At 61.3% G+C, this 9,471-nt stretch carries 8 protein-coding genes and 1 pseudogene; 6 read left to right on the plus strand and 3 right to left on the minus strand.

Annotated elements, in window-relative coordinates:
- Positions 1-46 precede the first annotated feature (46 nt).
- The 3 genes and pseudogenes from HGO40_RS29555 to HGO40_RS29565 all read right to left on the minus strand — a co-directional run.
- Positions 47-1,327: pseudogene (locus HGO40_RS29555) on the minus strand (type IV secretion protein Rhs); the annotation flags it as partial.
- A 130-nt stretch (positions 1,328-1,457) separates the two neighbouring features.
- Entirely contained in the window at positions 1,458-2,420 is a 963-nt protein-coding gene (locus HGO40_RS29560) for a nucleotidyl transferase AbiEii/AbiGii toxin family protein (protein ID WP_250965930.1), read from the minus strand.
- A complete protein-coding gene (locus tag HGO40_RS29565; protein ID WP_250965931.1) occupies positions 2,401-2,808 on the minus strand; it encodes a DUF6088 family protein in 408 nt (135 codons plus the stop codon). The genes HGO40_RS29560 and HGO40_RS29565 overlap by 20 nt, the downstream gene beginning before the upstream one ends.
- A gap of 595 nt (positions 2,809-3,403) precedes the next feature.
- On the opposite strand from HGO40_RS29565, the gene HGO40_RS29570 reads away from it, so the two are divergent.
- The 6 genes from HGO40_RS29570 to HGO40_RS29595 all read left to right on the plus strand — a co-directional run bounded on the left by HGO40_RS29570 (position 3,404) and on the right by HGO40_RS29595 (position 9,313).
- Positions 3,404-4,027, plus strand: coding sequence for a CDP-alcohol phosphatidyltransferase family protein (locus tag HGO40_RS29570; RefSeq protein ID WP_250965932.1), 624 nt, complete (start codon positions 3,404-3,406; stop codon positions 4,025-4,027).
- 10 nt (positions 4,028-4,037) lie between these two features.
- Positions 4,038-5,795 carry a bifunctional alpha/beta hydrolase/class I SAM-dependent methyltransferase gene (locus tag HGO40_RS29575; protein ID WP_250965933.1) on the plus strand — a complete coding sequence of 586 codons (1,758 nt, stop codon included), beginning with the start codon at positions 4,038-4,040 and terminating at the stop codon, positions 5,793-5,795.
- Entirely contained in the window at positions 5,795-7,138 is a 1,344-nt protein-coding gene (locus HGO40_RS29580; RefSeq protein ID WP_250965934.1) for a phosphatase PAP2/dual specificity phosphatase family protein, read from the plus strand. Before HGO40_RS29575 ends, HGO40_RS29580 begins: the two co-directional genes overlap by 1 nt.
- Positions 7,128-7,583: a hypothetical protein gene (locus HGO40_RS29585; RefSeq protein WP_250965935.1), complete on the plus strand. Its 456-nt coding sequence runs from the start codon at positions 7,128-7,130 to the stop codon at positions 7,581-7,583. Before HGO40_RS29580 ends, HGO40_RS29585 begins: the two co-directional genes overlap by 11 nt.
- A 175-nt stretch (positions 7,584-7,758) precedes the next feature.
- A complete protein-coding gene (locus HGO40_RS29590) occupies positions 7,759-8,379 on the plus strand; it encodes a lysophospholipid acyltransferase family protein (protein ID WP_186710525.1) in 621 nt (206 codons plus the stop codon).
- Between the two features lies 1 nt (position 8,380).
- Entirely contained in the window at positions 8,381-9,313 is a 933-nt protein-coding gene (locus HGO40_RS29595; protein WP_053125762.1) for a phosphatidate cytidylyltransferase, read from the plus strand.
- Positions 9,314-9,471: the final 158 nt, after the last annotated feature.

Here is a 9,471-nt window from a genome sequence, read left to right on the forward strand (position 1 = left end):
TCAGGGGCTGGGCGGCGGTGTCGGCGCTGGCGGCGTTGGGGGTCTAGGATTGGGCGGGGGCGGCGTCGTGGTGTTCGTGTTGGCTCAGGCGGGTAGATGGCCGGGATTTTTCCCGCGCCACGGCGGCCGGATTGCTGACGAATAGGGGGGCAGAGTGTTCAGGGGTGATGTGCAAAGGTCCGACAGGTGTCGGCTTTAAAGGCCCGCGCTGGCCGACCACCAACGGCTTGAGCACATCGGCATGCTGATTGAGCCGGTCGGGGGCGAGTTGGCCCAGTCTCAGGCTCGACGCCAGCAACCATTCCCGGGCCCGCTCCGAGCGGACCCGGCCCAATACATTACCGCTCATGCGCAGCCCCAGGCCCAGCCCCCCGGTCAAACGCATCAGCAGGAAATTGATCAGTACCGAGGCGCGCAGCTCTCCGATAACTTCGGCCGCGTACTGAGGTGGCAACATCCGCACCCAACTGTTGAACGCGGCCACGTGGACGAAGAGCAACGGCTCGTCGCTCAATACCATCAGCCCTTTGGCGATCGCCTCGGAGGACGCCTTCAATAGCTGTTCAAGCTCGGCTTGAGTCAGGTACTCCAGCAGTTTTTCGCTGTTGGCCTGCAGATCCGCTAGCAGCCCGAAAACCTGCTTAACGTCGTCCCACAGTTGATGCAGGGCATTCTTGAAACCGCGCCAATCGGCTTGCTGCAACACGTCGTAGCGTTCGAGAAACCCGGCCTCGGAAAACTCCGTCCACAGCGGTTGAAACTGCTCCCACTCCGCTTTCAGCCAGCCCTCGAGTTCGTCGATCAAGCCTTGGTAAGACGCGTACAACGCCTTGACGTGATCAGCCGTGACATGGGGAAAAAAGGTGACGCGATAACGCTGGCCTCGCCAACACTCAGGCACTTCCAGGATGCCGCTGGGGCCGATCACGTGATGGATCGGCTCGCCGAAAATTTCCTGCCCCGGCGCACCACCGATGACCGGTTCCAGCATCACCGGTGTGTCGCCAATCGGCACGAAGCGCGCCGCCTGGAACATGTGCACCAGCGTCAGCGGCCCAGACGCCGGACAGGCCACCACCGTGGCGCTGACGGGTGTGTCCTGGTTTTTCGGTGCCGCGAGGGACACCTCGTGACCGACCTTGAACACTTGCTCAAGATCCAGCGCCCAGCCGGCCCAGAAGCTTTCAGCCCAGGCGTCGTAGTCGATCAGGCAGCTTCGAAAATCCTGGAAAACCGCTTCGACATCTGGCCGCTCGGGGTCCATGGCAGCCACCACCAACAAGCCAATGGTGTTGTTCAGGGCCAGGAGCTTGTCGGGGGCAAACATGCAGGAATCTCGCGGTGCAGGGACGGACGCGAGACTCTGCCGGGGATGACAGGGGAATTAAGTCAGTGGAAGGGGACGAAGGATGTAGGGCGATTCGCTAAATTTAACGCTTGGCCTTTAACCGAGCGTTTTACAACGTCCGCATCAACGCTTCGGCGTGCTGACGAAACACGACATAAGCTTCATCAAAGCTCGGGCGGACATCGCCAAAAATCAGCGGCATGAGCTTCGCGTCATACTGGCGACGAATCTGCGCATCCGAACTCGCCTGATGGAGGGCGCTCTGCATGACATTTCCCGGATCGTTAGCAAATGGAGGGAACTGCCGACCAAATTCCAGCGCATCAAACTCCACCAGGCTTTTGAATCCGATAGCGGCTCGTTCGCCGACAGCGGGATCGCCGCGGCTTATGCAGTAAACATCATAGATATGCCGCACCAACGTCTCGTCCCACGGCTGGAGCATGGCTCCGGCTTGGTGTTGGGCATAGCGGCGAAGAAACGAAATGACTTTCTCCGCGAGCGTCTCCTCAACCGCTACGCAGGCAATATCGCCCAATCTCCCAGACCTTGCGGCGAGTCGATTGACCAAGTATTCCAGTGGCTGCTGAGTCACTTCAAACTGCGGGATTCGCGCAGTCAGCTCAAGACTTAGATAAGGACGCAAACTGCTGTCATGAGGGTATTGCGGGGTATATTGCCAACGACTGGCAAAGTAGCGGTTTTCATTCCGGGCAACGCGCTCTTCCACGATCTCCTCAAAACCGAGCTCGGCGAGGACATGACAAACCTGAGCCTTCAGATTGCTGAGGTGCCGCTTCTGAGCCGAGGCACTCAACACATCAAGATCATTTAGAACGATTTTTAAGTCGACGTCCTCAGACATACGCTCGATCAGTTGGTAAGCCTTCGACAGGCTTGTACCACCGCAAAACACCAGGCGAACACCGGGAAACTGCATGCCCATCAGAGCTTGCAAAGCATCCGTCACATGGACGTCTTTTTCCAGGATGCTAGCCGTCAGCAGTCCGACATCGACCTCTGCCAACACCGCATCGATTAACTCGACCTGTTCAGGCGTGATGATTTTCATAAAGGACGTAACGACCACCGAAGCCGAGTTTTCGATTAATACGCCGTGACCCCGTGTCAAAAACGATGCCGGCAGGTAGCTGCAAGCTATCGCTGGCGTTGTATTCACGCGCTGCGCGTCCAGCCGTGATCTTCACGCCAAGCTTTTGCAGAACCAAAGGCGCCAAGACTTCAAGGGGACGAATGGGTATCGGCTTGCCGGTAAGCACACTGGCCTTGGCTTTTGCGAAGACACCCACACCGAGCTTGACCAATACACCGCTAGCCACCAGATGACGCAACGCTCGGGATACCTGCGCGGGGCTGCCGAAGTCGGAAAATTCGGCGCGTAGAAACACATCGTCCTTTCGCAAGGCGATTGATCTTTTAAGCCGCTCTTCGATAATCATGACTTCCCCCCCCGGACATCACCTAGCCTTAAAATACCAGTAATAAATTGTTTGATAAGGAAATTTTAATACAAACAGTGCTCATGATTTGCTCAGTATAAATCAGAGCTGGAACATCGGCCAATGCAGCCTCGGAACAGAATCGAATGCACAGCGCATATTCGTTTCAGACACAAAACCTGGGGGAACTGCGGTGAGGTTGGGAATGTGTGAACAGTTGCTCTCACAGGCTCCTCTTAACTTAAGGCGCATGAATCATCGTGGCGAGGGAGCTTGCTCCCGCTCGGCGGTGTAGGAGCTGGCGAAGGCTCGGGCCGCGTTCGGACGATCTTTTGATCTTGTCGACTCAATGGGCTGTGGAAATATCGCAGCCTCGCTTCGCTCGACAGCTCCTACAGGGCCCAGCGGGAGCAAGGTTCCTCGCCACAGGTTTAGCGTTTTTTTCATATCTCCCGGGGTGTCTTGCGCAGATAAACGCGCGAATAGATGCCTACCCGCACGCATTCTCAAGAAATACCCGCCTGCAACCCCTCAACCTATCGTAATCTCGCACCTGTATAAGCCCAGCCCCGCCACCGGCCGAGATCTCACCCCGATGCCCTCCATCTACCAACTCCAGCCCGCCTTTCAAAACTTGCTGCGCCCCATGGTCCAACGCCTCTACGACAACGGTGTCACCGCCACCCAGGTCACCCTGCTCGCGGGCATCGTCTCGGTGTTGGTGGGGGCGGTCATTGCCTGGTTCGCCGACCATCCGTGGATTTTCGTCCTGGTGCCAATCTGGATGTTCCTGCGCATGGCGTTGAATGCCGTGGACGGCATGCTGGCGCGGGAGTTTGGTCAACAATCGCATCTGGGCGCCTACCTCAACGAGCTATGCGATATCATCGCCGACGTTGCCTTGATCCTGCCTTTTGCCTTGTTTGCCGATACCAGTCTCCTGCTCGTGTTGTTGGTCACGCTGTTGGCGTTGTTCAGCGAATACGCCGGCGTGCTGGGGGCGATGGTGGGGGCTTCGCGGCGGTATGACGGGCCGATGGGCAAGAGCGATCGCGCCTTTGTGTTTGGCGTGTTGGCGACCGGCATTGCCCTGGGTTGGCTCGGGGCACTCTGGATAAATGGTGTGATGGCGGTGGTTGCCGCCCTGCTGGTTTATACCTTGGTCAATCGGGTCCGTCATGGCCTGGGCCAGGTGACGGAAAACGCTCCCTCAGCATAAGGAAGTTGCAATGCGCGAAGCCCAACACCGGACATTCACCACCCACGATGGCGTGGACCTGTTCTACCAACACTGGCCGGCTATCGATGCCGCAGCGGGCGAACCCCGCCAGGCTGTGTTGTTGTTCCATCGTGGTCATGAACACTCCGGGCGCATTGCGCACCTGGTGGATGAGCTGGATTTGCCCGGGTTCGACTTCTTTGCCTGGGACGCACGCGGCCACGGCCAGTCGCCGGGCGAACGGGGCGACAGCCCGAGTTTTGCCACCAGTGCGCGGGACGTGCAGACCTTCTGCGATCACATCGGCGCGACGCATCAGGTCGACGAAGCGAACATCGCCGTGGTCGCACAAAGCGTCGGCGCGGTGATCGTGTCCACCTGGGTCCACGACTACGCGCCGCGCATTCGCTCGCTGGTGCTGGCGTCGCCGGCGTTCAAGGTCAAGCTCTACGTGCCGTTCGCCCGGCCGGGCCTGGCGCTGATGCGCAAGTTCCGCGGCAACTTCTTCGTCAATAGCTACGTCAAGGCGAAATTCCTCAGCCATGACCCAGAGCGGGTGGCGTCCTACGACAGCGATCCGTTGATCACCAAGGCCATTTCGGTGAACGTGCTGCTGGGCCTGTACGAAGCCGCCGACCGCGTGGTGGCCGATGCCCAGGCGATCCAGGTGCCGACGCAGTTGTTGATCTCCGGTTCGGACTTTGTGGTGCACCGCAAACCCCAGGAGCAGTTCTTCGAACGCCTGGGCAGCCTGCACAAGGAAAAACACATTCTGCCGGGCTTCTTCCACGACACCCTCGGCGAGAAGAACCGTGGGCCGGCCGTGGCCAGTGCCCGCCGCTTCATCCTGCAGAACTTCGCCCGACCGCTGGAGCGCCCTTCCCTGCTGGACGCCGATCGCCTGGGCGCGACCTGCGCCGAAGCCGAAACCCTGGCCACCCCGCTGCCCCACAACTCGTTGCGTGATCTTTACTGGCGCATGACCCGCGCCAGCATGCGCTTTGGCAGTAAATTGTCCGCCGGGGTGAAGCTGGGCTTCGACACCGGCTTCGACTCCGGCAGCACCCTGGACTACGTCTACCGCAACCGCCCTACCGGCACCTCGGCGCTGGGCAAGATGATCGACCAGAACTACCTCAACTCCATCGGCTGGCGCGGCATTCGCCAGCGCAAGGTGCACGTCGAAGAACTGCTGCGCCTGGCGATGGCCGAGTTGCGCGCCCAGGACCGCGAAGTGCGCATCGTCGACATCGCCGCCGGCCATGGCCGCTACATCCTCGAAGCGCTGCAAGGCGTCAGCCCGTTGCCCGAGTCGATCCTGCTGCGCGACTACAGCGACATCAACGTGCGCGACGGCAGCGCGCTGATCGTGGAGAAAGGCTTGGGCGACATCGCTCAGTTCGTCAAAGGTGATGCCTTCGACCGCCAGGATCTGGCAGCCCTGGAGCCAAAACCAACCCTCGCCGTGGTGTCGGGCCTGTACGAACTGTTCGCCGATAACCAGATGGTCGGCGGTTCCCTCGCCGGCCTCGCCGAAGCCGTGGAGCCTGGTGGCTTCCTGGTCTACACCGGCCAGCCGTGGCACCCGCACCTGGAGCTGATCGCCCGCGCCCTCACCAGCCACCGCGCAGGGCAAGCCTGGGTGATGCGTCGACGCACCCAGGCGGAAATGGATCAATTGGTCGAGGCGGCGGGCTTCCGCAAGATCACCCTGCGTGTCGATGAATGGGGCATTTTCAGCGTTTCGCTGGCGCAGCGAGTGCAGTAATGAGCGCCGTCATCGCTCCGGCCCGCGAACCCGCGCTGCTCAAACCGGCGCTGCTGTGGCTGCTGTTGCTGGCGCCGCTGTTCTTCACCACCTACGGCTTCGCCACCTGGGTCACCGCCCAGCGTGACGACGTCGGCACGCTGGTGTTCGCCTGGGAAAGCCACATGCCGTTCATGGCCTGGACCATCGTGCCGTACTGGTCGATCGATCTGCTGTACGGCTTGTCCCTGCTGTTGCCCAACAGCCGCGACGAACTCAAGCGCCACGCCTTGCGCCTGCTCACGGCCCAGGTGATTGCGGTCAGTTGCTTTTTGCTCTGGCCGCTGACGTTTACCTTTCCCCGGCCGGAAATGGATGGGCTGTTCGGCTGGATGTTCGACGTGCTGGCCGGCTTCGACAAGCCGTTCAACCAGGCGCCGTCGCTGCACATCGCGTTGCTGGTGGTGCTCTGGGTCTGTTACCAACGGCACTTGCAGGGCTTCTGGCGTTGGGTGATGCACGGTTGGTTCGCGTTGATCGGCGTGTCGGTGCTGACGACTTATCAACATCACTTCATCGATCTGCCCACGGGCGCGTTGGCCGGTTGGTTGTGCGTCTGGTTGTGGCCGCTGGATCGACCGAGTCCGCTGTCGAGTGCGCGCCTGACCGCCGATCCTGCCCGCCGACGCCTGGCCTTGCGTTATGGCCTGGGCGCGGCGGCGCTGTTCATCCCGGCGTTTGCCTTGGGCGGCGCGTGGCTCTGGCTGATCTGGCCGGCGGTCGCGGTGCTCATGGTGGCGCTGAATTACTTGGCGTTCGGTGCTGATGGTTTCCAGAAGCGCGCCGATGGTCGCTTGAGTCCGGCGGTGCGTTGGTTGCTGGCGCCGTACCTGGCGGCGGCGTGGATCAATTCCCGCTGCTGGACGCGCAAGCACCCGCAGCCAGACCTGATCGCGGATAACGTCTGGCTGGGGCGAGTGCCTACGCCGATGGAATTGAAGGACAGCACGTTTACCGGCGTGCTCGACCTCTGCGCGGAACTGTCCATGGACAGCTCGAATATCGCCTATCGTTCGTTGCCGGTGCTCGACCTGACGGCGCCGACCGCCGAGCAATGCCTGAAAGCGGCGCAGGCCATCGAAAGCCTAAGCCAACATGGGCCGGTGCTGGTCTGCTGCGCCTTGGGTTATTCGCGCAGCGCCACGGCGGTGGTTGCCTGGTTGTTGCACACCGGCCGGGCAGCGAACGTTGACGCAGCGATCGTGCAGATCCAGCGCGCTCGACCGCGCATTGTCTTGCACGCGGCGCACCGTCGGGCACTGGAACAGTTATCCACAACACGGGGGAATGCTCATGATCAGTGATATGGAACTCCACACCGTGGCGAGCCTGTTGCGCCGGGGTCATTCGCTGGACCAGCTTTCCACGGGACTGACGCTGCTGGCGGCGCTGCTGGGGTTGGGGCAATGGCTGGTGGGCGTGATCGATCCGTGGTTGCTGCTGTTGAGTGCTGTGCTCCTGGTTATCGGAGTGGTGGAAAAATACTGGGCGCTGCGCGTGGCGTTCGACGCCGATCTGTTCCAGCGCATGGCCGACAGCACCCACTCCCTGGCCGAACGCACCTATGAATTGGATCAAGCCCTCACCGCGTTGGGCCTGCAACCCGCCGAACGGGCCGGACGCCTGTGGACCGAACGACGGCACGGCGCGTTGTTGCTGCTGCGGCGGCAGTCGCGGTTGCTGGCGGTACAAGTTGTCCTGGTGCTGGGCTTCATCGTGGCCAGTCCCTGGTTAGCTTCAGGTATCTAAAAAGTTTTTGTGGCGAGGGAGCTTGCTCCCGCTGGACTGCGAAGCAGTCCCAAAACCAAGCGCTGCGGTGTGTCAGATTGGTTGTATTCAGCCTCTTGGGGGCTGCTGCGCAGCCCAGCGGGAGCAAGCTCCCTCGCCACAGTGATGCTTATGTTTTTCAGGACAAGGAATCCTCATGTTCGAACCCGTGGTCGCCAACCTCATCACCTCCGCCGCTCGCATGGTCACGGGCGCTCGCAGCCTGTGGCTCGGTTGCGCGCCGACGCCGGTGCAGCGGATCTACTTCGCCAACCACAGCAGCCACGGTGACTTCGTGCTGCTCTGGGCCTCGCTGCCGCCGGCGCTGCGCAAGCTCACCCGCCCGGTGGCGGGCTCTGACTATTGGCAAACCAGCCCGGTGCGCCGCTACATCATCAACCGGGTGTTCAACGGCGTGCTGGTGGACCGCGAGCGCAAGGACCCTGCGTACAACCCATTGCAGCCAATGCTCGATGCGCTGGAAAACGGCGACTCGCTGATCATCTTCCCGGAAGGCACACGCAATCCGGAGGAAGGCCTGTTGCCCTTCAAGAGCGGGATCTATCACTTGATGAAAAACCACCCCGAGGTCGAGGTGATCCCGGTGTGGATCGCCAACCTCAACCGCGTCATGCCCAAGGGCCGTGTCCTGCCGCTGCCGTTGTTGTGCACCACCAGTTTCGGTGCGCCGCTGTGCATCGAAGAGGGTGAAAGCAAAGAGCAATTCCTTGAACGCAGCCGCGCCGCGCTGCTGGCACTGGCCCCGGAGCACGTCTGACATGGATCGATATACCCTGATGTTGTTTGGCGGGATCGGCGCGATTCTGGTGCTGGCGTCGCTGATTGGTTTCATTCTCAGGCTGCGGACCAAAGGCGCGCCGAACTCAGTCATCGACAACCTAAACGCCCGGATCAACGCCTGGTGGATCATGGTCTTGGTGATCGGCGTGGCGTTCTGGCTCGGTAACGCGGCGGTCATCCTGTTGTTCTACGCGGTGTCGTTCTACGCCCTGCGGGAATTCCTGACCCTGACACCGACCCGGCGCAGTGACTACCCGGCCCTGGTGGCGGCGTTCTACCTGGCCCTGCCGCTGCAATACCTGCTGATCTACTACGACTGGTACGGGCTGTTTTCGATCTTTATCCCGGTGTATGTGTTCCTGCTGCTGCCGATCCTGGCGTCCTTGGGCGGTGACAGCACGCATTTCCTCGAGCGCGCTTCGAAGGTCCAGTGGGGCTTGATGATCGCGGTGTTCTGCATTTCCTTCGTGCCCGCCCTGCTGACCCTGGACATCGCCGGTTTCGAAGGGCGCAACCTGTTGCTGATCGCCTACCTGGTGATCGTGGTGCAGCTCTCGGATGTGTTGCAGTACGTCTGCGGCAAGCTGTTCGGCAAACATAAGATCGCGCCGAACCTGTCGCCCTCGAAAACCGTGGAAGGTTTTGTCGGCGGCATCTTCCTGGCCTCGCTGATCGGTGGTGCGCTGTGGTGGATCACGCCGTTCAATCCCTGGCAGTCGTTCCTCATCGCCTTGCTGATCAACCTGCTGGGCTTTGCCGGCGGCATTGTCATGTCAGCGATCAAGCGCGACCGCGGCGTCAAGGACTGGGGCCACATGATCGAAGGCCACGGCGGCATGCTCGACCGGCTGGACTCGGTGTGCTTCGCCGCGCCGATCTTCTTCCACCTGGTGCGGTACTGGTGGACCTGAAAGGTCAGCCGTGACACCTGACCCTGTGGGAGCGAGCCTGCTCGCGATAGGGCCAGGTCAGCCACATTGAGGGGATGGGGGGCCGGCCCGAACGCGAGGCGGGACGCGCCGCCCAAGTGGGCGGGGGGGGGGGGGTTGGGGGGGGGGGGGGGGCGGGG

Source organism: Pseudomonas sp. CG7 (genome assembly GCF_023701885.1).
In the GTDB taxonomy this organism is placed as follows: Bacteria; Pseudomonadota; Gammaproteobacteria; order Pseudomonadales; family Pseudomonadaceae; genus Aquipseudomonas; species Aquipseudomonas zanjanensis.

Excerpts from the sequence above, each read along its gene's own strand:
- HGO40_RS29560 (WP_250965930.1), bottom strand. The coding sequence starts at position 2,420 with ATGAAAATCATCACGCCTGAACAGGTCGAGTTAATCGATGCGGTGTTG.
- HGO40_RS29565 (WP_250965931.1), bottom strand. The coding sequence starts at position 2,808 with ATGATTATCGAAGAGCGGCTTAAAAGATCAATCGCCTTGCGAAAGGAC.
- HGO40_RS29570 (WP_250965932.1), top strand. The coding sequence starts at position 3,404 with ATGCCCTCCATCTACCAACTCCAGCCCGCCTTTCAAAACTTGCTGCGC.
- HGO40_RS29575 (WP_250965933.1), top strand. The coding sequence starts at position 4,038 with ATGCGCGAAGCCCAACACCGGACATTCACCACCCACGATGGCGTGGAC.
- HGO40_RS29580 (WP_250965934.1), top strand. The coding sequence starts at position 5,795 with ATGAGCGCCGTCATCGCTCCGGCCCGCGAACCCGCGCTGCTCAAACCG.
- HGO40_RS29585 (WP_250965935.1), top strand. The coding sequence starts at position 7,128 with ATGATCAGTGATATGGAACTCCACACCGTGGCGAGCCTGTTGCGCCGG.
- HGO40_RS29590 (WP_186710525.1), top strand. The coding sequence starts at position 7,759 with ATGTTCGAACCCGTGGTCGCCAACCTCATCACCTCCGCCGCTCGCATG.
- HGO40_RS29595 (WP_053125762.1), top strand. The coding sequence starts at position 8,381 with ATGGATCGATATACCCTGATGTTGTTTGGCGGGATCGGCGCGATTCTG.